We start from the raw sequence: 24,381 nt of genomic DNA, 5'->3' as shown, positions 1-24,381 counted from the left end.
TGTGATGAGCCCGGAGGCAGAAAGCATCCGGACCCTGTTGGCCCAAGCGGACTTACCGCTTGGACTGGCTTGGGGGTTGGTCGAACCTGTCGATGACCCGACTTTGCTTTTCCCGGATGAAGCCAAAGCAATTGCCAAGGCGGTTCCCAATCGCCGTGCCGAATTCACCGGAGGGCGCGCCGCGGCGCGCAAGGCCATGTGGTCACTTGGCGTTCATCCTGCCCCCATTCCGATGGCGGAGAATCGATCTCCGGTTTGGCCCGATGGTTTGACCGGGAGCATCACCCACGCCGATGAAATCTGTATGGCGGTGGCGGCGAATACGACGCAATTTGCAGGCGTCGGAATTGACCTTGAACCAGATGTCCCCATGGACCCGGACTTGGTGGCCGAAGTCTGTACCGATGATGATTTGCAAGGCGTTGCGCCGGCTGATCAACTCCTTTTACCCAAACGCATTTTTTCCGCCAAAGAAGCGGTTTACAAAGCGCATTTCGCCCTTGCCGGGCTTGTATATGGATACCAAGCGATGACCGTGGATTTAAAAACGGGGCGTGCGCATTTTACCGATGATGTCGAAGCGACGGCAATTCCGATGGTCCATCGCGGGGATCTGAATTTTCGGCAATGGATTTGTGATGGGATGATACTGTCTTTGTGTACGGTGCCAAGATGACCGGCTATTCTAACCAATTGCAAATGTGGCGAAAATATGTCTGTGATCCCGTTTTTCGATACGGTTTGTTTCCAAGATCGACCGGGAATGACATGGCAAAATTGAGGCAGTTTTGCTACAATGTGTCATGGATGGGTGCGTTTGGCCTTTGGCAGCGTGCTTATTCAGAACGCATTGGGGGCCTCTTTGCGGGAGTTTGTAGATGAACCAGTTCCAATCGTTCGGCGAAATTCTTTCGGCGTTGCGCCGTCGTGCCTCTGTCATTTTGGCAATCACCTTTGTCGGATGCATGTTGTCTTTGTATTTTGCTCTGAGCCAGGTCAAAGAATACGAAGCCACGGCCGTGGTTCAGATCGAAGATGCCCGTGTTCCTGACCAACTTGCCGGCGCGACCGCCCAGGCGGAAGATGCTAGTCGACGGGTTCGTTTGATCGAGCAACGCCTGATGTCGCGCGATAACTTGCTCCCGATTATGCAAAAGCACCAATTGTTTTCGGATGACCCGATGGTGACGATCATCGAACGCATTTCCATGATGCGTCAGGCCGTTCGGATTGAACAAATCGTCAATAACGCACAACCCTATGCGCCCGGTGCCAATGTTCCATCAGGGTTGTTGATTACAGTGCGTTTGAGCGACCCCAAAAAAGCGGCGGATTTGGCCAATGAGCTTATGTATTCCGTCATTGATCAGTCCCGGGATCGCAGTGTAGGGCGCGCCAGCGATACGCTTGACCTGTTTGCGACCGAAGAGGCGCGGGTCAAAGCAGACATCGACGCGCTGGAACAGCGGATTGCCGAATACAAAGGCCAAAACTCCGAAGCCTTGCCCGAGGGCGTGGTCGATTTACGCGGCCAACTGGTTTCATTGCGAGAAGCGGACTTGGAATTGGCCCGTGAAATTTTGACGCTTGAGACAAGTTCGGCGCGCCAAAGGGAAGAGGTCAAGGATCGTCAGATTCAGTTGCTTCAAGAAAACCGTTTGCTGATTGCGGAACGCGTGGCGCAAATTCAGGGTCAACTCGCGGCGGCCCCTGAGGTTGAGCGCGAGCTGAACAATTTGGAGCGCCAGCTGACCCAACTACAAGAACAATACACTGTTATCACCCGTCGCAAGGCCGAGGCGGAGTTGGGTCAAATGCTCGAAGACCGTCAGCAAACCGACCGTTTTGAGGTGCTCGAAACGGCTTTGGAGCCCGAATTCCCAGTGTCGCGATCCCGCAAGAAAACCGCTGTTATGGGGGGCGTTGCGTCTTTTGTTCTTGGGGTCGTGGCGGCCTTTGTGATCGAGTTGATGAACCCGGCAATCCGCACAGCCGCTCAAATGGAGCGTGCGTTGGGTATTCAACCAGTGGTCTCTATTCCGCATGTGGCGGCGCGCCAAACGCGCACAGGGCGCGGGCTCAAAATCTTTGCCTGGATCGCGGCCGGTGTCGCCGCTCTGTGGGGGGCGTTTCAACTGCTTGGCGATAAAATCCCGGCCTTAGGTGCGCTCTTTGAACGGTTCACACAACGAACAGCCCGCGGCTAATAAACCGGCGGGCTGAACTCACGGCGCAAACGCTGTGATTGATCAATACTGGTAGCGGTTGATCTCGGTCTGCTCGGCTTTGTTCAAAACCATGCCAAGCAAAGGCGTCGATTCACCCAGACGGCGTTCAACTTCTTTGATCTCTTTTTCGGTTGTTGTGCCCCCGCCAACAACAAGCAAAACCCCATCAAACATTGGCCGAAAGGCGATGACGTCGTCGTAGTAAAGCGCGGGCGGCAAATCGAAAAGCATGACATCCGGCTCCATCGCTTCTTCGATAAGATCAAGTGTTTGACCGGTCCGAGGATCTTGCAAAAGCTCCGATGCATAAGGCTCAACGATACCGTTGAAACCAAAGGCGATGTTGCGACCGGCGTGGATGCCATTGTCGCCAAGCCGGACCAAATGCTGGGCAGGGTCGATTTTTCCGCGCAACATATCGCCCATTGCACCGGGGTCGGTGACGCCCATGGCGCGATGAAGGCTAGGACGGCGCATGTCGCAATCCAACAAAAGGGTGCGGCAATTTTCCTGCCGCGACAGACTGATGGCCAAGTTGGCGGCGGTAAAGGTTTTTCCGCAGTCCTTTGTCGGCGAAGTGATGGCAACCCTGCTCCACCCATTGTCGGACAACGCCTGAAGCAAACGGGTCCGCAGCACGTCAAACGCGGTATAGGCCGGGTCCTCGCGTTCTGCGGTGATGATACGATGGCGCGCCAAATGTGCCGCGTTCACCGAAAACTCACCAAGCCGTTGCCATGGGGTCGGTGGATTCGCGGCAAGTTCCGCTTGACGCACGGCCTCGGCTTTCTGTTGCTCCAATCGCAAGGCGTCCTCTGCCCGCGCCTTGGCAAGGCGTTTTTCATCGGCCAAACGTTTCTCTTGCGCGCGTTCCTCGGCGTCCTTCTGAGCCTTCAGTTCCGCTTTGTGACGTTCCTCGTCAGCCCGGCGTTGCGCCTCCTGCTCGGCCTCAAGGCGCTCTTGTTCCAAGCGTTTTTGTTCCGCAATGCGTGCATCTTCGCGTGCCTGAGCACGTTTCTTTGCCTCCGCACGACGTTCGGCTTCTTTCAAAGCGCGCTCAGCAGCATGCTTTTCGGCCAGCCGTTTTTCTTCGGCCAAACGGGCGGCGGCGGCTTCGTCCGCTTGACGTTGCTCTTCGATTTGGGCTAGCCGCTTGGCTTCTAGCTCTGCTTTTTTCCGCTCCGCCGCACGCCGGTCGTGTTCGGCCTTTTCCTCGGCAGCGCGTTTTTCGCGTTCAAGGCGGTGTTTCTCTTTGGCTTGCTCCTCGGCAAGTCGCGCCTCTTGAGCCAAGCGTAACTTTTCAGCCTCCGCTTGTTCACGGGCTAACCGCTCTTGTTCGGCACGGCGCTTGGCCTCTTGTTCAGCCTGCGCTTTTTCCTTGGCTCGTTTCTCTTCCTCAAGGCGGGCCAACTCCTTGGCCTTTTGCTCTGCGTCACGCTGTTTCTTTTCTGCAAGCTGTTGGGCGGCCAAACGTTCCTGCGCCGCCGCTTCTTGCTGTGCTTGCAGCTTGGCGGCATCCCTTTTGGCTTGCTCTTCGGCGATACGCGTTGCTTCCGAAACCTCGTCGGCGTCGGCAAGACCTTTGTACTTGCGGCGGAATTTGCGCTTATCCATCATATTCATGCCTCGCGCTCCAATGGCGGTCCAATGAAGACACGTTTCTGGCCACGCGCAAAACGATTTGCGATCCTCGCATCCTGTCTCATTTGACTGCTCAACTCCGACTCACTCGGCCCAATCTGGCGTAGGCCTTTCACTTGGAAACCGGTTAAAGCAGGTGAATCTGGCTAGAATAAGTCAGATTTGCGAGGATTGTTCACGTTTCCGCGCCGTGCCGATCACTGGGTTACATCAACATCCAATAAGATTGGCCTTTGTGATCGCCTTTTCAATAAAGGTCGCCTTATCACCCTCTGGACGCCAGCCCAGAACATCCTTGGGTTTTCTGTTCACAAAGGGGGTAAAGTGCGCGCGACTTTTCCAATCGGCCAAAGACGGGCGGATCACACCCTTGCGGCGAAGCGCATATTTCTTGAGCGTATATTTGACCGCATCGCTGGCGTAAAACGCCGTCAAATTGCCGGGGCTGACCCGAATGCGCGCGCCCAAAGCCTCGTGGATGGCGTCAAAATAGTCGCGCGCCGTCAGCATCGGTTCACCAATTAGGTTGAAACTCTGCCCGTCTACCGGCGCGTCGATCATCCGAACCAAGCCATCGGCAATGTCTTCGTTCAAAACAAACGGCAGAATGTTGCGTCCATGACCCCAAATACGCACGGCACCGGCCCCGTGCCAACGCCCGATCCCCCAATGCTGTAAGGGACCACCGGGGCCGACCACAATGCCGGGGCGGGCTATGACCACGGGCAAACCTCGCTCACGATGCAGGGTCATAAGCTGACGTTCGCATTCGGCTTTGGAGCGCGCATACAGGTTGCGATCACTCATATCCTCGGGGAACCCGGTCTCTTCGGTGATTTCCGAATAGGGGTTCGACATGTCATAGCTGGCGATGGTGCCGGTATAGACCAGCCGTTTGACCCCGGCTTTTTCACAGGCCATGCCAATGCGCGTGGCAACACCAACGTCATTGATCAGGCAATCGGCCCATGTAGTTTCCATGGCCTTGGCAAGGTTGAAAACAACGTCGATTCCTTTCATCGCCTCGGTCAAACCGTCCAAGTCGTGCAGGGATACCCCGACTGTTTCAACAGTGTCGGGAAGGTCAGGGAAGGGGCCGGTTTTGCCGCGTGACAACACGCGCACGTCGCGCCCATCTGCCACCAAACGGCGGGTCAATTCGCGGCCGATAAAGCCAGTGCCGCCAATCACCATTGCCGTTGGTTTCGGGTTTCGGGTTTGTACAGCGGGGGCTTTGACGGCCAACACGTCGGATGGCAAAAGGTTGATCGCATCATCTAGTGTTTGCATCACTGACACGGCTGACGGCCCGGCCCAACGTGGCTCTGCCTCGTCCTTGGCCAAGGCCGAATAGATCGCAGCGTCCATACCAAGGAAGCTTTGACCATAGGGGTTTTTGGTGTTCAGTGATTTAAACTGAATCGCGGCGTTTTTTGTGCCTTGCCACAGGTGTTGGCATGATAAATCCAACTGCTTGCGCAGCGGGTTGATCACCAGATCAGACGGGTTTTCCCGTTCGACGACCAATACATCTTGCGCATAGTCAAGCCGTGCCCGCGCAGACGATCCGCGCAATGTGACCGAACGATCATCCACCGTTTCAACCATGGAAATGGCAAAGGTTATGTCGACACCACCCGCGCGCGCCAAAATGCGAAAGCTTTGCGGACGTGGGTCATCGCCCGGTAGATAGGCGGGTTTGGCGGCATCGGAAAACACAACCTCGATGTCACCAAACAAATCATGGGCAAAGGCCACAAGATGGGGCCCAAGTTCGAGTAGAAGGTTACGCGGTTCGCGCAAAAGCCACAGGTTATACGGCCCCGAGCGCAAAGGGGCCAGCGGCAAGGACCATGTGATTTCAGCACCAGAGATGACGCCATAGTCGCCAGCGTTCATCGCCGCTTTCATCTTGTTATAGGAGGGTAGCCCCAAGAAATTATGCCCGGCATGAAAATGCTTGCCTGACGCCTCGGCGGCGGCCTGAATGGCGCGGGTGGCATCGGCGCTTTCTGCCACTGGCTTTTCGACCAGAACATGTAACCCGGCCTCAAGGCATTGAATGGCAATTGCCTCATGAAGATGCGGCGGGGTTAGGATATGGACCGCGTCGCAGCATTTGGCATCAATAAGGTCTTGGACGGACGAAAACGCGCGAAGCCCGTAGCCCTCTGCGAACCCTTTGGCCGCCGTTTCGTTAACGTCACAAATCGCGCATAGCGAAACACCCGAAGTCGCCCTAAGCGCATCGGCATGCCATGTCGCAATATAACCGGCCCCGATCAGGCCCACGCGGGTTTCAGAAGACATAATTCAAGACCTCTACTTGTATTCAATCAGGCGCATTTCATCACCACGCAGCCTGCGCAGGTGAAATTTGGCCATACCGATAAGATTTGGAAATTTGGATAGGGTGAGCAGCAAGGAATGCCGCCATGCCTCGCGCTTGGGCAAGCCATCGCGGATCAACCCTTGGGCAGTGCGGATATAGTTCAGCTCATAAATCCCGATCAGGATCAGGGGGAGCCACCAAGCAAAGGCGAAGCTCAGCAAAATGAGGAGCGGCACAACAAGCCCATAGACCAAGACGCGTTTGCGTTCTTTGGCAAAGTATTCGGGGTGCAGATGCCCAACCTGAGCAAAACCATGACCGGTGCGCACGGCGCGGCTCCACCATTGGCCGAACGTCATCATGTTGGCGTCATGGCGGGTCATTTCATGGGGGATGCGTTCCAAGACCCATCCGGCTTTGCGCAATCGCGTGCAAAACTCATCGTCTTCGGCGGCGATCACCGTTGGGTCCATGCCGCCAATGCCTTGCCATGCCTCGGCCCGGACCAACATATCACCGCCACAGGCCTCAATCACACCGGTGGGGCGTCGCCATTCCCAATCGCACAGCTGATTGTAAAGGCTGGCGTTACGATGGATTTCAGAGCGCCATCCCGTCACCATCCCGGTTTTTGGATTGGCCTCTAGATAGGCGCGGCCGGCGTCGATGAACCCATCAACCAACATGCAATCGCCGTCGATAAACATCACCAGTTGCGGGTCATCCAAGGCGTCAAACCCCGCGTTTCGTGCACGGGCGGCGGTGAACGGCGTGGACATATCCAATTCTACCACGGTGGCCCCATGGTTGCGGGCCTCGCCAATGCTATTGTCGCTTGACCCGCTATCGACGTAAACAACCTGCCGCGCTTGGCCTTGAACGGATGCCAGCGCCGCGACCAATCGCGCGCCTTCGTTGCGGCCGATCAAAACAACATCTACCGGGGTCATTGCGTTGGCTCCGGGCGTTTGGTTGTAGGAGCGTTATCATCGGCATAGCCACAAATGAGTTGCGATAGCCAAGCGGCTTCTTTGTGGGTGTTGAAATGGGCCTCAACGGTTTCGCGGCCTTCTTCACCCATGGCTTGGCGTTCAGGCGGATCAATGAAGGCGCGGGTTAGCGCGGCGCAGAGGGCGTCAACATCACCGGGCGGGACAAGCCAGCCGCTTTCGCCGTGGCTCACCAGTTCTGGGATACCCGCAATTTGCGTGGTGATGACCGGCACGCCCGAGGCCATCGCCTCCATCAAGACAACCGGCACACCTTCGGCAAAGCTGGGCAAGACAAATAGGTCTGTTTGCAATAGGGCCTCAGCAACCTCAGATTGGTTTTTGTAGCCCAAAAATTCCACCTGATCATCAAGCCCAAGCCGTTTCGACATGCTTTCCAATGTGGTGCGTTCGGGGCCGTCCCCAATCAGTTTAAGCTGAAGCTCGGGCATGTCGCCCTTAAGCTTATCAATAGCTTGGAAAAGAATCGGGACGCCTTTGACCGCCGCCAAACGTCCGACAAACAGCAACCTCTGCCCTGAATGCCAGGTCTTTCCATAACGGTCGGGTTCGATCCCACAATGCACGATATGTAGCTTGTCCCAATCTGATTGATCGGCAAAACACATAAGCTGTGAACGGCAATAATCGCTGATACAGGCGACAAAACGGGCGCGCTTGGTCTTTTCGTCGATGCGCCAGTGATGCGGCTCAAAGAAAATGTCAGGCCCATGAATCGTAAAGCTATAGGGAATACCAGACAGCGCCTCGGACAACATCGCAACTGTGCAAGATGCCTTGGCGATGTGGTTGTGTAGATGGGTGACCCCTTGATCCTGTAAATGCGCCGCCAAAACGCCGGCCTCAAGGAAATAGATCAGGTTATAGAGACGGCCCTTGATCCCCTTGGGGGCGGTGCGCCACGCCAATCCCAATGCCTTTGCATAACGTCCGGGCGTCCGCAGCCAGCGCAGATGTGACCGGATCAAACGCATAGGATTTTTCGCGGCATCCAAAACCTTGAAGGTGCGGGCGTGTTCGTCCCGTTGCTCCGGTCCAACAAGGTGTTCAGCCCCTGTGGTGCGGATCGAACAGGTTTCGACCTCGTGCCCATGTTTGCGCAGCGCCGCGACCTCACGTTGAATAAAGGTGTCCGACGCCCGCGGGTATTCCCCGGTCAAATAGGCGATTTTCGGCAGGGTCATTCCCGTCATTCTTGGCCCTCCAAACTTTGTTTCAACATGTCTTCGAATGGCGCACGATCTGCACCGCCCAGAAACGACCGAAGCGCCGTGTTGGGGTAGCGAAGGGGCATCATCCGGGCGCGCAAGATCGGTTCTTGGAACAAACCGGGGAGCTTGTGCGCAAATGGTTTGAGTGCCCGTACCCCGGTTAACCAAAGCGCGTAAGGTATAGGCAACACCAAACGTGGCCAGCCAGCGAGTTTCCGATGCGTTTCCAGAAAACGAGCGCGTGTCGGAAGGTCGTCATCAATAACGTTTACCGCTTGGAGGTCGTTTGGTGGCGTCTTGGTTGCCGCTATCAAGGACGTTGCCAGATGATCCACATGGACCAAAGGTAGTTGCCCGCCCGAGTTGATTTGAACATGCGCCTTGGACGCCCAAAACCCCAACAACGCGTGCCATGTCCGTCCTGGACCATAGACCGCGCCCGGTCGTAAGAGCCAAACCGGGCGACCGGCTTCGGAACATTGGGCTTCTTGGCGAAGTTTTGCGGAGGTATAGGCGTCGCGGGCCGTTTCCGGGCTTTCCAGAGGGCTGCCTTCAGTCAATGACGCGCCGGGGTCCAATTGCATTGTGTCATACACCGCGATTGAGCTGACCAAGACAAGCTGTGCCTCACTCCCCCGCATGGCGTCCAGCAACGTTTCCGTGCCGCGCAGAGTATCATCGGTATGTTTGTCGGCGTCACCCCCCAAATGGGCAGCGGCATGAATAACGGCACCGACGTCACTCATAGCCTCTTTGAGCAAGCCAATGCTTTCGCGATCAGAGAGGTCGGCGCGCTGGGCAAAGATGCCCGGATCATTGGCCCAGCTTTTAAGCGGCTCACGGCGATAGACCGCAACAACGTCAAGACCTTGACGGCGGGCCTCGGCCACTGCTGCACGGCCAACAAAGCCGTTGGCACCGGTGATCAAAATGCGGGTCACATTGCCCATGGCATAGGCTCCATCGGCTTGCAGGTGGTGGTCATTTTTTGCGCGCCGCTGTGTTCTCCGGCGTTTTGGATGGCCAGAGTGACCTCGGTCATATGAAGCGCAAAGTCATTGGAAAGGCGACACGCGCGACCTTGGTTTAGGGCCTCGCACATTTCAGCCGGGCCAAGCATAAAGTTCATCGCTGCCGCGCCCCAACGTTTAACCTTAGGATGGGTCGGCTGGGCCAATTTGATCCGTTTGGGAAAGGGGTTTTCCATCAATCGGCGGCGCAAGGTCATCCGCTTGGCAAAGCGTACCTTGGCGGCGTTGTCCCAGGCGGCCTTGCAGCTTAGGACACCCTTGTCGCCGGTGATACGGATCGAATGGTCATGCGGTGCGGTGATCGAACAGGTCAATCGCGTTACCGGGCCGTTTTCAAAGAACAGCGTTGCAACAGAGAGGTCTGGTGCAAAGGGGCCGGTGCCCTCTTTGTTTGGGATCGTTTCAGCCGAGGCGGCGACAACCGTGCGCACCGTGCCAAACCAAGAAATCAACCAGCCTAAGTAATATCCTGCGTGCTCCAAGGTGCAACCAACGCGAAATTCATCTTCATAGGGCCAAGGTGCTCCGGATTCCGATAGCCATTTTTTGTAGGCTGCTTGAGGGATAAATCCGTCATCCAGCTCCGCATAAATCGCCCGTGGTGTTCCCGCGATGTCATGGCGCAACGCATGTCCTAGGGTCTGCGCCGCCTCACCCAATGACGAACAGGGGGCAGAGGCCAACATCAGCCCTTTTTCAGCGGCAAGACCATGCAGGGCCTTGGCATCCTCAACCGTCATGGCCAGCGGCTTTTCCGAATAGACATGCCGCCCGGCCTCAAGACAGGTTTTGGTGGTTTCGAAATGCGCCGAGGGGTTGGTCAGGTTCAAAATGATTGCATCGGGAGCGTCGGACAGAAGGGCGTCAAAAGACGGTTTTGCAGCAACGCTCCAAAACTGGCAAAATTGCGCAAGCCGCGCGGCGTTCAGATCATAGACCCCGACAACCTCAACCTCGGGCATTGCAGCAAGCGACCGCATGTACAGGTCGGCCACGAACCCGCAGCCCAAAAGGCACACTTTATTGGTCATCACATGCCCCCTTTGGGGTGCTTACTCGGAACGTCCATTCTGACACGTCTACCGCCCCACCATTTCTATTCGGTGAATTAACCTCAAAATCATGGCCAGAATTCGGCAAACCACACGGGTTATTCACAAAAATGCGGCAGCGCGGCATCACTATCGCGGGAATTCGCCTTGCTGTTGCCTATTTGGCACTTATGTTGCGCGCAAATTGCATTATGTCAGGCATATTAAGGAAAGGCTGCCATGGAATTTCAGTTCGACGCGCGAAAAATCGATGTGAACGTGCCCAATTGGGCCGTCCTTGAAGCGCGTGTTACCGAACGCTGGGCCCAACGCAAAGGGTTTGCCCTGGCAACAATTAACCTTGATCACCTGGTCAAGCTGGGGGCCTCGGCCGAGTTTCGGAGCGCTTATGCGGCGCAGGATTTCGTCTGCGCCGATGGCAATCCGATTGTCTGGATGTCCCATATCGCCGGGCGTCCCGTATCGCTTATCCCCGGATCCGAAGCCATCCTGCCGCTGGCAAAAATGGCGGCAAAACAGGGGGTTGGCGTGGCTCTGATCGGCTCGACCGACCCGGTGTTAAAGGCCGCCGCAGCTTATTTGGAGCGCGAGGTCCGTGACCTTGAAGTGGTGAGTTGTATCGCGCCACCCATGGGGTTTGATCCCTCGGGCGATGCGGCCAAGGCCATTTTGGAACGCGTGGCGGATTCCGGGGCGCGTTTGTGTTTTGTGGCCATGGGGGCACCGCGCCAAGAGGTGTTTGCGGCGCTGGGCCGAAAAGTAGCGCCCGAAGTGGGGTTCGTGTCCATTGGGGCCGGGCTGGATTTTTTTGCCGGGACGCAGAAACGCGCTCCGGATTGGGCGCAACGGTTTCAGGTCGAATGGTTGTGGCGGATGCTGTCCGATCCCAAACGCCTTGCCGGGCGCTACCTGAAATGCGCTGCTATTTTACCGGGGCATATGACGCGCGCCGTCATGTTGCGCTTGCGCAAAGATTAGAGCTGACGCGGTTTTTGACGACGTAGCAAAAGCACGTCCTTGATCTTTCCCTTTAATCCGCGCGGCGGCAGGATCTCGCTCCCCATTTCGAACACCGATCCGGTCAAAGAGGGATCGCGTAACAAGGCCAGCTTCGCACCCCACTTCGCGGCTTGTTCTGGCGGAATGCCATCCGGAATTCCCATCTCGGTTTGCAACATGCCGGGCATCCAATCGCTTATGACGATACCGGGGAAACGGTCACTCAAATCCGCGATCATAGCCCGGGTTAAAATGCGGGCCGCGCCCTTGGACACAGAATAAGCTGAACTTGCAGGAAGCGGGTTCAAATCCGCAAATGTTGCGACATTGAGAATGCGACCTTCGCCGCGTAGGGCCATGTTTTGCAAGACGGCGTGACTGCAATTTAGGACACCGCCGAGGTTGATTTGGAGGGTTTGAGCAAAGCTTTCCGGGGATTCCGCCAAAAAATCACGATGGGGATAGACGGCGGCATTGTTGATTAAAATCGCGATGTCGCCCTGGTCCGAAACAAGCTTGGAAAACCCCTCCGAAACCGCAACCCCGTCCGCAACATCCATCCGGATAGGCAAGAAGTTTTGGCCAAGACGGTCGCGAGTTTCATCTAGGGCGCTCTGGCGGCGGCCGGTTCCTGCAACGGTAAAACCTTTCTCAACCAGCTCGGTCGCCAAAGCGCGGCCAAGGCCGGATCCGGCCCCGGTGACAATGGCGAGTCCATCATTGGGTGTGATGACGGTCATGCGGCTTCCCTTGTGATAGCATCCGCAACCCGTAAGGCGTTGGCGGCAATGGTCAAACTTGGGTTCACGCCCATGGATGTCGGCATAAAGCTTGCGTCCACAACCCACAAATTGCCAATATCATGCGCCCGGCAATTGGTATCCAGAACAGAGGTTTTGGGGTCGTGGCCAAAGCGAACGGTCCCGCAGGGGTGCCCATAGTTGAGTTCAGGGCTCATCCCTAGAAAAGCGCGGCGGTGACCGCGCATCGCCTTGCGGATAGCCCTTCGAAACGCCCGCCGCCGCTCCAAAAGCTCCGGTTTAAACTCATATTCGATCGCAAGCTTGTCCGGGTGATACGGGTCATAGATGACTCGGTTTTCAGGATAGGGAAGGTCTTCCATAAGGCCGACAAAGATTTGCGCGTGGCCAAAAAGTTTGTGCGCAATAGCGGCGGGAATGCGGGTCAATTGGGCGAGGCCCGGAACCTTGGCCAAGGGGGATCGGGCCAGCATCAAGTTCAGGTAATGGACAATCTCACCATAGGACGCGCGAATGCCCATGGCTTGGATCGTGCCGAAACGCGCGCCGTTTTGATGATACAAATCCCGCAAGGAAATCGCCTTGGTGGCACCGCTATCGCGGGTGCCGCGCTTGGGCCACAACGCGAACATTTCGTTCAGATGAAACATCAGGTTGCGCCCGACAAGCCCGGAACTATTGGCCAAACCCAAGGGGTGATCGGAGTTGGCCGATGCCAAAAGCAATTTCGCAGACCCCAAAGCCCCGCCGGCAAGAATGTAGCGACTGGCTTTTAGGGTTTGCGATGTTTCGTCGATGGATACCTCAACCCCGGAAATCTGCCCTTGGTTTTCCAAAAGGCGGGTCACTTTGGCATTGGTCGCCAAAGTGGCATTGCCTGTGGCCAAAGCTGGCTCAACCCCAGCAGAGCGGCCATCCATTTTGCACGTCTTGGGGCATTTCACCCCAAGGCAATTGCGGCATCCGTCAATGCGTTCGATCCCGGTATGGGCATGGTAGGGGGTCAACCCAGATTGACGCAAACTACCCATCAAACTGGCTTCGGTGTCATTCAAATCCGGCGGAGTGCGCAAAGGTAGGGGAGGCTCAGACGACAAAGGGTCATGAGACCCATAAACCCGATATGTTTCCGCCGCTTTGGCATACCACGGGGTCATGTCATCATATGTGACCGGCCAGCCATCGGTTGGATGTGGCTGGTCTGGTGTTTCCTCAAGATCATGACGCTCTGGGCGTTCAAGTGTCGCGGCATAGAACGCCGATGAGCCTCCAACACCGGCGCCAAGAGGCGCATAAAACGTCTGGTCCTGACCGTTCAATCGCACATGCAAGGGCGTTGGCCACATGCCGCGTGCCAACCGGGCCTCGGGTACAAAGATATCGGACAATCCGTTCTCTTCGCTGCGATACCCCGCCGCTCCTTGCTCAAGAAACAGGACGTTTTGACCCGCCTCAGCCAAGGCTCTTCCGATTGTACCACCGCCAATCCCTGTCCCAATTACGATGGCGTCCCAATGCGTCGCGCTCAGAGTCATTGACCGGCATCCTGGGCAAGGGCAGATTGCCGCGTCACCGATGCAAAAATCGGGGCAAACAGGCCACGCACGCGCAATGCGGCGGAATTGGTGACGTGGTTGTTGTCGAAATATTGCCCGGTATTTTCATGCAACGCATGACAGGTGGCCTCGTCGCAAAACTCTGGCCAGCTGTCGATCCAACTGATGGCCCCACTTTCGGCCAGTGGAAGCCAAGGTGCATCTGCCATTGCGGCCCGAACTGCTAACGCGTCAACCGTCGCCGTTGATTGGGTCACTGGTTTGGCTGCCAAAGGCAGGCCGCCATGTGCGGTTTCACGGGCCGCAAGACGCGCGTCGTAATTGGGAATTTCCGGAGGCTGGCGCAGGACATGGACCTGATTAAACCGACCTCTCAAAAACCCAACGGTTTCTCGGGCGGCATGGGTGATCAACTGTGGCTGACTTAGCGATAGTTTTTGCGCGCCGTCCGTGGGGTGAATTGAGATGGCGTTGTGAGCATCAAGCCCCACACCCGTGCCCGACAAATAATAGGCCCAACGGCCAATAAGCAGGATGGTTTCAAGGCTTTCCAACCGGGCAAAGCTTTGTTGGATTTGCAGATTGGCATGGGTGCATTCGGTGTTTTGTGCAGGCGTGGCCGAGGTTTCGGTTTTGCGGAGCCCGAAGAGCGGGGCACATCCGGCGCGCCAGATGATCACGCCGGGAACACTGGCCTCATGCGCGGCAAGGTCGAGCCCTTCTTTGAAGGCGCGCACATGGCTGTCACCCCACACCAAAACTTTGGGCGCGCCCTCTGGCCCGATGGGGCAGACCTCTAACCCATCGAGTGGCAACGTGTCGGCCACATAACAGCGGCTCCAATCCTGAAGGAAATCACCGGTCGCCGCGATGTGCGGTTGGGCCTCGGGAGAGAACCGGTTCGGTGCGCCGTCAGATTTGAAAATCCAACCGCCCAGTGCCAGCGTTGTGATTGAGGCCGCGGCCATGCCACCCAAAACCACACCACCGGGTAACCGACGGGCGCGGCGAACGGGGGTTTCGACCACCTTCCACGATAGCCAAGCGATGGCGACGGACAGCCCCATCCAGAGAAGAGATTCAAACAGATTGGCGTGACCACCGCGCAAATAGGTAGAGAGCGTATAGATTGGCCAATGCCACAGGTAGAGAGAATAGGATATCAGCCCGAAGAAAACCGCAACCGGGTGACATAGCATCCGGTTCACCGTGTTCTTGCCGGTGCCATTGGCAAGCAAGAGCACGGTGCCCAAGACGGGGGCTAAGGCCAAAAGGCCTGGGAACATCGGCCCGGCTGGGATCAGGAAAACCGATAGGATGAGCAGGGCCAAACCAAGCCAACTGAGGATCGCAAAACCGCGCCATTTGCGTTCGGTTTGATAGCCCCATATGGCCAACAACACGCCGGTTAGCATTTCCCAAGCGCGGAACGGGAAAAGGTAAAACGCCGCCATCGGGTGGGTTGGCGTCATTGTTATGCACGCGATGAATGACAGCACCCAACATCCGACCATCGCCGCCAAAAGCCCGCGGCGGGATCGGGCCAAAAGTAGGATCAGCAGCGGCAAGAAGATGTAAAACTGCTCTTCGACCGCCAAGGACCACGTATGCAATAGTGGTTTTTCCTCGGACGCAGCATCGAAATACCCTGCTTGGCGGTAAAAAAGCACGTTCGACAAATAGACGGTCGCCGCAATCGCAGCCTTGCCAAATTCGCGATATTCAAAGGGCAACAAGATGGCCCACGCCAATGCGCCCGTGACCAAAACCATGGCGAAAAACGCCGGGGCCAAACGGCGAAACCGCCGCACGTAAAAGTTCAACAACCAGATTGTTCCGGTGTGATCATATTCACGCCACAACAACCCGCCGATCAGAAATCCGGAGATGACAAAGAAGATATCAACGCCAACAAACCCGCCCTGCAACGGAACCCCGAAATGGTAGAGCACAACCGACAGCACGGCAAAGGCGCGCAGCCCATCAATATCACTGCGATAAGGTTGATTATGTGAGATGTGCTGCGTCATGTGAGGGCGTTCCCCAAGGCGGCAAATCGCGCGATCATTCCAATGTCCTTCCGGATTCTCCGGGTGTCAGTGCCTCACCACAAGGGATTCGTGGCGCAGGGTGACGGCTAAGTGTTGCCATACCTTCAAGGATGGCTCAAATCTTGGCAGGAATTTGGCGTTTTCGCGGGCCGAGGGGAAACTGAGACAAAATGGTACAGGAAATAGGGGTTTCAGCAACCGATCCCGATTGGTCACGCGAAAAGATTGACCGGTTTTGGGAGCCGGGCAAAAAGATGATCCGCGCCATGCGCCGCTATCAGGCCGCACGTCAAAAAGAGGGTGCCCTAGCCAAACTGTCGTCGAAATATTGGGTTTTGAATCATCTCTGGTGGTCGACGATCTGCCAATCGGAACTGCATCTGACCACCGAGGTCGACGGTGGTTTGCGGCTGACCCATCCAACCGGAATCATCATCCATCCCGAAAGCAAAATCGGCCCCAATTGCATGATCTTTCATCAGGTAACATTGGCCGGGCCGGTGACCCTTGGGGGTCATGTTGATGTCGGGGCAGGGGCTAAGTTGATTGGGCCGCTGACGGTGGGCGATCACGCGGTGATTGGCGCAAACGCTGTTGTGACAGGTGATGTACCCGCCGGGGCAACGGTTGCCGGTATCCCGGCGCGGGTGATTTCTACCACTCAATCGGGCGCATAAATCATCCCGCGTCGTCTTGGGTGAAACTCGGCCGGAAAGACCGTCTCATCATCATAGAACGCGCCAACCATATTGGCTCGGTTCAAATTGGCCTTGGACAAGGTCGCCCCCTGCAACCATGCGCCTTTTCCGAACGCATCGTGGCCTAAGTCGGCGTTTCTCAAATCCGCGCCAACGAGCGACGCCTCTCGTAGATTTGCGCCGCGCATATTGGCGTCAACCAAGCACGCCCCATCCAAATTAGCATTCCATAGGCTACCCCAATAAAGAACCGCCCCCTTTAGATTGCGGCCTTGCAGTTGCGCTTGATAAAGATCCTGTCCCGACAAGTCGCACCCTTCCAAATCCTTGCCAGGATGCTGTTGAGGGATGCGGGCTGTGACCTCACCATCGGATTTTTGCACTTCAATCTTGAGCGGTCTGGGGTTTGCTTGTGTCATTGTGCCGACCCCACTTGCCGTGAAAAGATGTCAATCTCATCGCTGCAAAGCGCGTCGTCACGCACAAATCCCGCCTTTTCCAGAACGCGTGCAGACGCCGGGTTGTTCACATCAACCCCGCCCTGCAAGGTCATGACTGGCCCGTCGGTCAACGCCTCAACAAGCCCGACCACCATTTCCGAGGCATAACCCTTGCCCCAGCTGGTTTCGCCGAACAAATAGCCGAGGTGAAGTGGTTCGGTTTTCGGCGCATCCGGCGGGCGGAACAGGAACATTAATCCGACCAGACCGGCGGCGTCTTGGATCATAAAAATGGCGGCGCTTGTATCGCGATCGGCGATCCAAGTCTTGATTGCATCGGGTCCGTCATCCAACTGAACCCGCTCAGGGAGGTGGCGCAAGACCGGTGCGCTCAGCATGGTGGCTAGATCAGCTTCAAGTTCGCGACGAGCGGATTGATCTTCCAAGGTATCCCGCCACGACGACACCCAAAGCCGTGTCGTTCGAAAGGGTTTTAAGCGGTCAAAACCGGCTTCTGTTGGGTCATCCACTTGCTTTTCTTGAGGAATTTGAGAAGGTTTGCTAGTCATTGGGACGTATCCGAAAAGGGGCGCGTTGTGAAAACTGTAGCATTGGCATTGTTGGCTGTCTTGTTGGCAGGTTGTTCGGATCAGGTTCAATACAAAGCGGGTGGAACGCCTGCGGAACGAAATGCAGACTCCGCAAGCTGTCATCGCAGCGCCACAGCCGCCTATCCGGTAAACATCGTCACCCGGCGTACCCCACGCTATTATCGCCCCGGTTTTCGTCATTGCCACAATGGCAAGTGCCACTCGACCGGCGGATATTGGGAGGGCGGCGAGGTTTATTCCGTTGACGTCAACAAATCCTCCCGCGCCCGCGTCTATTCGGCCTGCATGTCCTCGACCGGCTATCAATCGGTCGAGCTTCCGCTTTGTACCGGTGAAACCCGGAAACGTGTGGCCGCCAGCACCCAAAGCCGCTATCCGCAGCTCACCCAAGGGTCGTGCATTGTCAAAATGCAGGATGGAACCGTCAAGGTGTATAGCCCTTAAACCGGATCAATAGCCCAAACCGGCAAGCGGTGCGCCCGACAGAACCGCGTCATATACCTCTTTGGTTTTGCGGCCCTTTTGTGCCCAAGGATACCCTTCTTCTGCATAGGCTTGCGCCCGCGCGGCGGTGATTGCCATGGCTGCGGGGTCCGTCACGCAATACTCCATCTCGGCTTTGAACCCGTCGACCAGCCCGTCGAAATCGGCCATCGGAACACAGGCCCCGCGCCCTTGACCGGCCAAATCGCCGGGGGCGCCGTAGTCGGACACCAGAACGTGGTTGCCACAGGCCATGGATTCGATCACCACACCGGCCCCCAATTCGCGGATCGACGGAAAGACAAAGGCGTCGACCTCGCGCATCATATCGGCAACTTCGCCTTGGGTTTTGCGGCCATGCATGGTGATGCAATCGCTTAGCCCATGTTCGTCAATCACCGCCTGCATTCGTTCACGATCGGGGCCATCGCCCACGACGTGAAGATGATGCTGACGCAATATCTCGGATTTGGCAAAGGCTTGAAGCGGCAGTTCCGGCAATTTGTACGGCACCAGTCGCCCGGCATAGAGAAAGTGAATTTTCCCATCTGTGCTGCGGCTACCAGCGGGTTTCGCGCCGTTGGCATGGAAAATTTCCGGATCAAATCCGATTTCAGGAAACGAGATGATCCGCGCGTCTTCAACGCGGGCCAGATCGGTGCGCGTATGGGAAAAGGCGCTTAGCACCGCCGCCGCATCATCATAGGTTGAGCGCGCATAAGGTAGGTATTTGTAGAAGTCGCGCAGCTTGCGCAGCTTTTCCTTTTCGCGCGCCTGTTCGGCGGCAAAGGCGACGGGCCAATCGAGATTGCCGTTCAAGGGGCCGATTACAAAGGGCTGTTTGACTTTGTGGGCCAACCAGCTTGGCAACGTGGGGGACATAGGGGTGATGCGGTGAACGATATCAAACTCACCAGATGTGAGTTGCGGTTTGAACCGTTTCCAAACTCCGTGTTCAAACGCCAAATACGGAAGGTAGTTGAAAATCATTGAAGTCGACCAACCGACCTCTTCGCCACCACGAATGACCCGCGCGGCCTTGAACATCGGCGAGGCGATCCATTCATTGTCGATATAGGCGATCTCAAATCCTGTCGGTCCGGCTTTTTCGATGTTTTCGCGGTTGCGCACATGGGTGGCCAAGGTGACATCGCACAGTTTGGCAATCTCAAGCGCATATTTATAGCCGACAATCGGAAGGCTGGGCCATTCCGGGTTGCATTCATCCGCGACCAGCAGAACCTTGGGTTTACGTGTCATTATTGTCCTCGTCACATCACTGACTGCCATTTTAGCGTCGCGTTATATTTGGTGAGTTTCAGCCTCTCGGCGCGTAGTTTTTCGGCGTATCCGGTCAACGCCCCAACAAGCAGCCAAGTTAGCGGCGTTAGTGTCGCGTTTGGGATCATGTCCAGCGCGTTGATGGCCAGCAAAAGGCTAAGTGGGCCGACATAGGGTGATACCTCGCGATTGCCAGCCATGGCCAACTCGCGACCCAAAAGCAGCAAAGGTAGCAGCAGCAGGCCGAATTCAGCGATAAACCCGACCCACCCATAAACGCCAATCACGATGATCCACCGCCCGTCCGTCACCGTTAGGATATTGCCGTTTACCGGGTCCAAAATGTGGTTTCGGCCAAAACTGCCCCAGCCAAAGACCGGTTTTTGGTAAGCGCGTTCCAAAAGCGTGTTTTCGTTGTCAAAGCGGAACTCCAGACTCCCGGCTCGTTGCGGGTCAATCGCGGCGGCTTGGGCCAATAATCTGTCCTGCGGGATCAAATCGGCCCCTTTGAGGATCGGATAGGCCAGTGCAATCGAGCCGATCACAATCGCAATGCGCAACTGTGCCTTGGTGCCAAGAAGAACCACCATCGGCACAAGCAAAAGCATGAACAAAAGCGAGCCAAGCGATTTGGCCAGCACCAAGATGGCCGTCAAGTAAAGCGAAGCCAAAAGCAGTTTAAACCGCGGCCCCTTTTCGTAGCGCCAAAGCGCATAGGCCGAGACAACCGCCGACATGGTAAAGAAGGCAACCCAGAGCCCATGATACAAAAACACAACCGGGCGATAGCCACCGGCGCGCAAGGATTGGCCAAAGAGGTGTTGGTAGTAGCCATAGATCCACAGGTTGAGCTGAGGTGACAGCCGAATTTCGATCAACATCAAAATGGAATAGACCAGCCCGCCAACCATGGTGGCCCAGAGGATTTCTTTTTGGGACCCGCCGCTTGCCAAATGCTGCCGCGCCATCAGGAACGGAACAATTAGCAAAAACTGTTCGATGGGCAAGGCGAGGGCGTGTTTTAGGTTGTGACCCTCGACGCCGACCTGACCAAAAAAGACCGGTTCTTCGTTGGTGAGAACGGTCGGTATTGGCGACAAGACAAAGAGCAGGAGAAGGACCTTGCCAACTATGCTTTGCGGAAGGAGCGGCCCATCATGGCCATAGCGCCAAAGGGCGACCATAAAGGCCATCAAGGCCGGGATATTGTGCTTGTTGAGGGGCGGCATCAGCGGCAGGTCAAACACCGCCGGGTATTCTGGTAAAAACAGATAGCCAAGCATCAAGGCCCAAATGAGCGCGCGATCAGCCCGCAGTCGCCCATAGAGGGCGACCACTACCACTGGAAACACGGCCAGTGCCAGAAAGGCTATCGGGTTGGGCATCTCTTCCAATCATCCCGTGTCGGGAACCCCCATTGGGCCCCGCGTTTGCGTCAATCTAACAGTGTCACAAGGCCAAGTCGCGACAGCAATGGTACGAAATCGTGAAACCCAAACCCGTTTGCCGGATCACTCTCGCTTGTCCGCACCCCCCTGAAAAACTTGGTAAACGCGCCCAAGCCCCTCCAAAAGCGCGCCTCAGACAGGAAAGGGACATGGAAATGGGGCATTTTGATGGCTGCAAGGAGCTTGCGAACACCCGTTTTTTGCGACCGCAGACCAAACGAAAATCAGAGCTTGAGACGAACCGAGGTTGATTCTTCGGCGGCGCAAGTTGCCCCTTGTTGGCACTATCTGGATGTCTGCAAGGAATGTTTGCCTTGAATGTCATAGGAGGCAAAAAACGTTCAGAGCCCCGGCATTGCGGGTCAGGCCAAGTGAAATTCTGTCGAATTACCGGCGTTTTTCACTGAATTTGACGTTTTTGGGGGCTGAAAACGCCGGTTTTTGGTGGAATTTCAGAAGCCAAAAGTGATTGTCGAAAACGTCGTATCTGCCTAATAACCTTCAAAAATGAGACTTATAGTTTCATTTTAAAAAAGCAATTGGCATTATATCCAGTTTGATTTTGGACCTATTGAGCCACCTCTACCAAGACTACGATGGCTTCAAATCGCGCCGGCCCAATTGGTCGGCGTCCTTTCTTGGGAGACGCACACATGAAAATGACCACCGAAGAAGCCTTTGTGAAGGTCCTGCAGCGCCACGGCATCCAACACGCCTTTGGTATTATCGGATCGGCAATGATGCCCATCTCGGACATCTTCCCCAAAGCGGGCATTAACTTCTGGGATTGCGCCCACGAAGGATCCGGTGGTTTCATGTCCGATGGCTACACGCGCGTCACCGGCAAGATGTCGATGATGATTGCGCAAAACGGCCCCGGCATCACCAACTTTGTGACCGCTGTCAAAACCGCTTATTGGAACCACACGCCCCTGCTTCTCGTGACTCCTCAAGCCGCCAACAAAACCATCGGTCAGGGTGGCTTTCAGGAAATGGAACAGATGCGCATGTTTGCGGATTGTGTTGCCTATCAGGAAGAAGTGCGTGACCCATCCCGTGTTGCCGAAGTTCTGACCCGTGTGATTGCCCAGGCCAAACGTGCCTCGGCCCCGGCGCAGCTTAACATCCCGCGCGACATGTGGACCCAGATCATCGACATCGAAATTCCCGAGCCAATCGAGTTCGAGCGTTCATCGGGTGGTGCGTCCTCTGTAACCGCTGCGGCCGCACTTTTGTCCGAAGCCAAGAACCCAGTTATCTTGAACGGTGCCGGTGTTGTTCTGTCTGACGGTGGGATTGATGCGTCGATCAAACTGGCCGAGCGTCTCGACGCCCCTGTTTGCGTTGGCTACCAGCACAACGATGCCTTCCCCGGCAACCACCCACTCTTCGCAGGTCCGCTGGGTTATAACGGCTCCAAAGCCGGGATGCAGTTGATCAAAGACGCCGATGTTGTCTTGTGCCTTGGCACCCGTTTGAACCCGTTCTCGACCTTGCCGGGTTATGGCATGGAATACTGGCCCGCTGATGCGAAAATCATTCAGGTCGACATCAACCCTGACCGCATTGGCCTGACCAAAAAGGTTTCGGTCGGAATCGTTGGTGACGCTGCCAAAGTGGCGGATGGTATCCTCGGGCAACTGTCTGACACCGCTGGTGACGCAGGCCGTCAGGCGCGCCGTGACAACATCGCGCAAAAGAAATCGGCTTGGGCGCAAGAGCTGACCTCGATGACGCACGAGGACGACGATCCCGGTACCAGCTGGAACGAGCGTGCCCGCGCAGACAAGCCCGAGTGGATGTCGCCACGGATGGCGTGGCGTGCGATCCAACAGGCGTTACCCAAAGAGGCGATCATTTCGTCTGATATCGGCAACAACTGTGCCATCGGCAACGCCTATCCTTCGTTTGAAGAAGGGCGCAAATATTTGGCTCCGGGTCTGTTCGGTCCTTGTGGCTATGGTCTGCCCGCCATTGTTGGCGCGAAAATCGGTCAACCCGACGTGCCGGTTGTTGGGTTTTCGGGTGACGGTGCCTTTGGCATCGCGGTGAACGAATTGACGGCGATTGGTCGTGGCGAATGGCCTCCGATCACGCATATCGTGTTCCGCAACTACCAGTGGGGTGCCGAAAAGCGGAACTCGACCCTGTGGTTTGATGACAACTTTGTTGGCACCGAGCTGGACGAACAAGTGTCCTACGCTGGCATCGCCAAGGCTTGTGGCCTGCAGGGTGTCATTGCCCGCACCATGGATGAGTTGACCGCCGCGCTCAACAAAGCGATCGAAGATCAGAAGAACGGCAAAACCACTCTGATCGAAGCCATGATCAACCAAGAGTTGGGTGAACCCTTCCGCCGTGATGCGATGAAAAAGCCGGTCGAAGTTGCCGGTATCTCTGCTGACGACATGGTGCCTCAGTAAACTGACTGCGATCACCCCTTTGGTGCTGCCTTTGGGGTGATCGTGATGACTGTGCCGTGTCTCGGCAAAACGGCTAATTTGGGAGGAGCGGCCATGATTCTCGATCAGATCATCGACAATTCGCGTGCTGCATGCCCGCGTATCGTTTTGCCCGAAGGTGATGACCCGCGCATCATCGAGGCCGCCATTCGCGCCAAGCAAGATGGTATTGCCGATGTTATTCTATTGGCTAACCCCGACGCCTTTGCGACTGCTGCCGCCGCGTTTGACGGCCACGATACCCTGACGGTCATCGACCCGGCGACGTCGGACAAGCTAGACGCTTATAGCGCGGCCTACCTTGAGCTGCGCCGTCACAAGGGCATGACCAAAGAGCGGGCGCGTCAAGATATGTCACGCTCGCTTGGTTATGCGGCGATGATGGTGCGCTTGGGGGATGCGGATGGCACGCTTGGCGGCGCGGTGGCCACCACCGCCGACACCGTGCGCGCCGCCTTGCAAATCATTGGCAAAGCCCCCGGTGTCGATGCGGTTTCCAGCTGTTTCTTGATGTTGCTTGCTGCGCCGCATGAACGGGCGGTGATCTTTGGCGATTGTGGTCTGATCCTCCAACCTAGCGACACCGAGCTGGCCAATATCGCCATGTCTTCGGCCAAATCGCTTGTGGCGCTAACCGGCGAAGAGCCACGCGTCGCGATGCTGTCGTTTTCGACCATGGGTAGCGTCACCAAAGCGGCGCATGAATCGCTCGAACGTATCGAAAGCGCCGTGGCGATGATCCGTGCTCAAGCCCCGGATTTGAAAATTGATGGCGAAATGCAGTTCGACGCCGCACTGATCCCAGAGGTGGCGAGCTCCAAGGCCCCTGAATCCGAAGTGGCGGGGCGCGCCAACGTGTTTGTATTCCCTAGCCTGAGCGCCGGGAATATCGGCTATAAAATCGCGCAACGGATTGGCGGGGCGACTGCGCTTGGTCCAATCCTCCAAGGTTTGGCCCATCCGGCAAATGATCTATCCCGCGGCTGTAGCGCTGATGACGTTTATCAAATGATTGCGATCACTGGGGCGCAAACGGCGCCGGTTCGGGCGGCCAATACAACAAAGGGCATTGCATGACCTTGCCCC

General features: G+C 56.4%; 20 protein-coding genes. 7 read left to right on the top strand and 13 right to left on the bottom strand.

All coding sequences use genetic code 11. From position 1 onward, the window contains the following. Nucleotides 1-4: 4 nt before the first annotated feature. Both AC5EFR_RS03460 and AC5EFR_RS03455 read left to right on the top strand, forming a co-directional pair. Nucleotides 5-676, top strand: a complete 672-nt coding sequence (locus AC5EFR_RS03460) for a 4'-phosphopantetheinyl transferase family protein (protein ID WP_493574569.1) — start codon at nt 5-7, stop codon at nt 674-676. Between the two features lie 202 nt (nt 677-878). Further along, nucleotides 879-2,207 carry a GumC family protein gene (locus tag AC5EFR_RS03455; RefSeq protein ID WP_493574568.1) on the top strand — a complete coding sequence of 443 codons (1,329 nt, stop codon included), beginning with the start codon at nt 879-881 and terminating at the stop codon, nt 2,205-2,207. A gap of 42 nt (nt 2,208-2,249) precedes the next feature. Here the strand turns inward: AC5EFR_RS03455 and AC5EFR_RS03450 are convergent, their stop codons facing one another. The 6 genes from AC5EFR_RS03450 to AC5EFR_RS03425 all read right to left on the bottom strand — a co-directional run bounded on the left by AC5EFR_RS03450 (nt 2,250) and on the right by AC5EFR_RS03425 (nt 10,484). Continuing rightward, nucleotides 2,250-3,851 (bottom strand): CpsD/CapB family tyrosine-protein kinase, encoded by a 1,602-nt coding sequence (locus AC5EFR_RS03450; RefSeq protein ID WP_493574567.1) that lies wholly within the window; start codon nt 3,849-3,851, stop codon nt 2,250-2,252. Nucleotides 3,852-4,079: 228 nt separating this feature from the next. Then, nucleotides 4,080-6,179 (bottom strand): NAD-dependent epimerase/dehydratase family protein, encoded by a 2,100-nt coding sequence (locus tag AC5EFR_RS03445; RefSeq protein WP_493574566.1) that lies wholly within the window; start codon nt 6,177-6,179, stop codon nt 4,080-4,082. Nucleotides 6,180-6,191: 12 nt separating this feature from the next. Further along, entirely contained in the window at nt 6,192-7,151 is a 960-nt protein-coding gene (locus tag AC5EFR_RS03440; RefSeq protein WP_493574565.1) for a glycosyltransferase family 2 protein, read from the bottom strand. Then, a complete protein-coding gene (locus AC5EFR_RS03435) occupies nt 7,148-8,395 on the bottom strand; it encodes a glycosyltransferase (protein WP_493574564.1) in 1,248 nt (415 codons plus the stop codon). The genes AC5EFR_RS03440 and AC5EFR_RS03435 overlap by 4 nt, the downstream gene beginning before the upstream one ends. 5 nt (nt 8,396-8,400) lie before the next feature. Next, the gene (locus AC5EFR_RS03430; RefSeq protein ID WP_493574563.1) at nt 8,401-9,372 is read right to left on the bottom strand and encodes an NAD-dependent epimerase/dehydratase family protein; all 972 of its coding nucleotides are present in this window, start codon (nt 9,370-9,372) and stop codon (nt 8,401-8,403) included. Beyond that, a complete protein-coding gene (locus AC5EFR_RS03425) occupies nt 9,360-10,484 on the bottom strand; it encodes a Gfo/Idh/MocA family protein (protein WP_493574562.1) in 1,125 nt (374 codons plus the stop codon). The genes AC5EFR_RS03430 and AC5EFR_RS03425 overlap by 13 nt, the downstream gene beginning before the upstream one ends. Before the next feature lie 240 nt (nt 10,485-10,724). Here AC5EFR_RS03425 and AC5EFR_RS03420 point away from each other — a divergent pair, with 240 nt between their 5' ends. Next, on the top strand, nt 10,725-11,483 hold the full coding sequence (locus AC5EFR_RS03420; RefSeq protein ID WP_493574561.1) for a WecB/TagA/CpsF family glycosyltransferase: 759 nt from the start codon (nt 10,725-10,727) through the stop codon (nt 11,481-11,483). On the opposite strand, the gene AC5EFR_RS03415 is transcribed toward AC5EFR_RS03420, so the two are convergent. Genes AC5EFR_RS03415 through AC5EFR_RS03405 form a run of 3 tightly spaced genes read right to left on the bottom strand, consistent with a single transcriptional unit; the run spans nt 11,480 to nt 15,851 of the window. Next, complete coding sequence (locus AC5EFR_RS03415; protein ID WP_493574560.1) at nt 11,480-12,244, bottom strand: SDR family oxidoreductase; 765 nt, start codon at nt 12,242-12,244, stop codon at nt 11,480-11,482. The two genes, AC5EFR_RS03420 and AC5EFR_RS03415, sit on opposite strands and share 4 nt — an antisense overlap. Beyond that, nucleotides 12,241-13,800 (bottom strand): GMC oxidoreductase, encoded by a 1,560-nt coding sequence (locus tag AC5EFR_RS03410; protein ID WP_493574559.1) that lies wholly within the window; start codon nt 13,798-13,800, stop codon nt 12,241-12,243. Before AC5EFR_RS03410 ends, AC5EFR_RS03415 begins: the two co-directional genes overlap by 4 nt. Beyond that, a complete protein-coding gene (locus AC5EFR_RS03405) occupies nt 13,797-15,851 on the bottom strand; it encodes an acyltransferase family protein (RefSeq protein ID WP_493574558.1) in 2,055 nt (684 codons plus the stop codon). The genes AC5EFR_RS03410 and AC5EFR_RS03405 overlap by 4 nt, the downstream gene beginning before the upstream one ends. Nucleotides 15,852-16,042: 191 nt before the next feature. Here AC5EFR_RS03405 and AC5EFR_RS03400 point away from each other — a divergent pair, with 191 nt between their 5' ends. Next, the gene (locus AC5EFR_RS03400) at nt 16,043-16,549 is read left to right on the top strand and encodes a serine O-acetyltransferase (RefSeq protein WP_493574557.1); all 507 of its coding nucleotides are present in this window, start codon (nt 16,043-16,045) and stop codon (nt 16,547-16,549) included. Here AC5EFR_RS03400 and AC5EFR_RS03395 read toward each other — a convergent pair. Both AC5EFR_RS03395 and AC5EFR_RS03390 read right to left on the bottom strand, forming a co-directional pair. Then, a complete protein-coding gene (locus AC5EFR_RS03395; protein ID WP_493574556.1) occupies nt 16,534-16,989 on the bottom strand; it encodes a pentapeptide repeat-containing protein in 456 nt (151 codons plus the stop codon). The two genes, AC5EFR_RS03400 and AC5EFR_RS03395, sit on opposite strands and share 16 nt — an antisense overlap. After that, nucleotides 16,986-17,579 carry a GNAT family N-acetyltransferase gene (locus tag AC5EFR_RS03390; RefSeq protein ID WP_493574555.1) on the bottom strand — a complete coding sequence of 198 codons (594 nt, stop codon included), beginning with the start codon at nt 17,577-17,579 and terminating at the stop codon, nt 16,986-16,988. Before AC5EFR_RS03390 ends, AC5EFR_RS03395 begins: the two co-directional genes overlap by 4 nt. 27 nt (nt 17,580-17,606) lie before the next feature. Here AC5EFR_RS03390 and AC5EFR_RS03385 point away from each other — a divergent pair, with 27 nt between their 5' ends. Further along, nucleotides 17,607-18,065, top strand: a complete 459-nt coding sequence (locus tag AC5EFR_RS03385; RefSeq protein ID WP_493574554.1) for a hypothetical protein — start codon at nt 17,607-17,609, stop codon at nt 18,063-18,065. A gap of 6 nt (nt 18,066-18,071) precedes the next feature. On the opposite strand, the gene AC5EFR_RS03380 is transcribed toward AC5EFR_RS03385, so the two are convergent. After that, nucleotides 18,072-19,364, bottom strand: coding sequence for a glycosyltransferase (locus tag AC5EFR_RS03380; RefSeq protein ID WP_493574553.1), 1,293 nt, complete (start codon nt 19,362-19,364; stop codon nt 18,072-18,074). A gap of 11 nt (nt 19,365-19,375) precedes the next feature. Then, nucleotides 19,376-20,770 (bottom strand): hypothetical protein, encoded by a 1,395-nt coding sequence (locus tag AC5EFR_RS03375; protein ID WP_493574552.1) that lies wholly within the window; start codon nt 20,768-20,770, stop codon nt 19,376-19,378. A gap of 716 nt (nt 20,771-21,486) precedes the next feature. Here AC5EFR_RS03375 and xsc point away from each other — a divergent pair. Together xsc and pta are read left to right on the top strand one after the other, a co-directional pair. Then, nucleotides 21,487-23,256 carry a sulfoacetaldehyde acetyltransferase gene (xsc, locus tag AC5EFR_RS03370; protein ID WP_493574551.1) on the top strand — a complete coding sequence of 590 codons (1,770 nt, stop codon included), beginning with the start codon at nt 21,487-21,489 and terminating at the stop codon, nt 23,254-23,256. Between the two features lie 93 nt (nt 23,257-23,349). Continuing rightward, nucleotides 23,350-24,372 (top strand): phosphate acetyltransferase, encoded by a 1,023-nt coding sequence (pta, locus tag AC5EFR_RS03365; RefSeq protein ID WP_493574550.1) that lies wholly within the window; start codon nt 23,350-23,352, stop codon nt 24,370-24,372. The last annotated feature ends 9 nt before the right edge of the window (nt 24,373-24,381 follow it).

It is taken from the genome of Pelagimonas sp. (genome assembly GCF_058892305.1).
The sequence above is the reverse complement of the archived record's forward strand: the minus strand, read 5'-3'. Positions and strand labels throughout refer to the sequence as shown.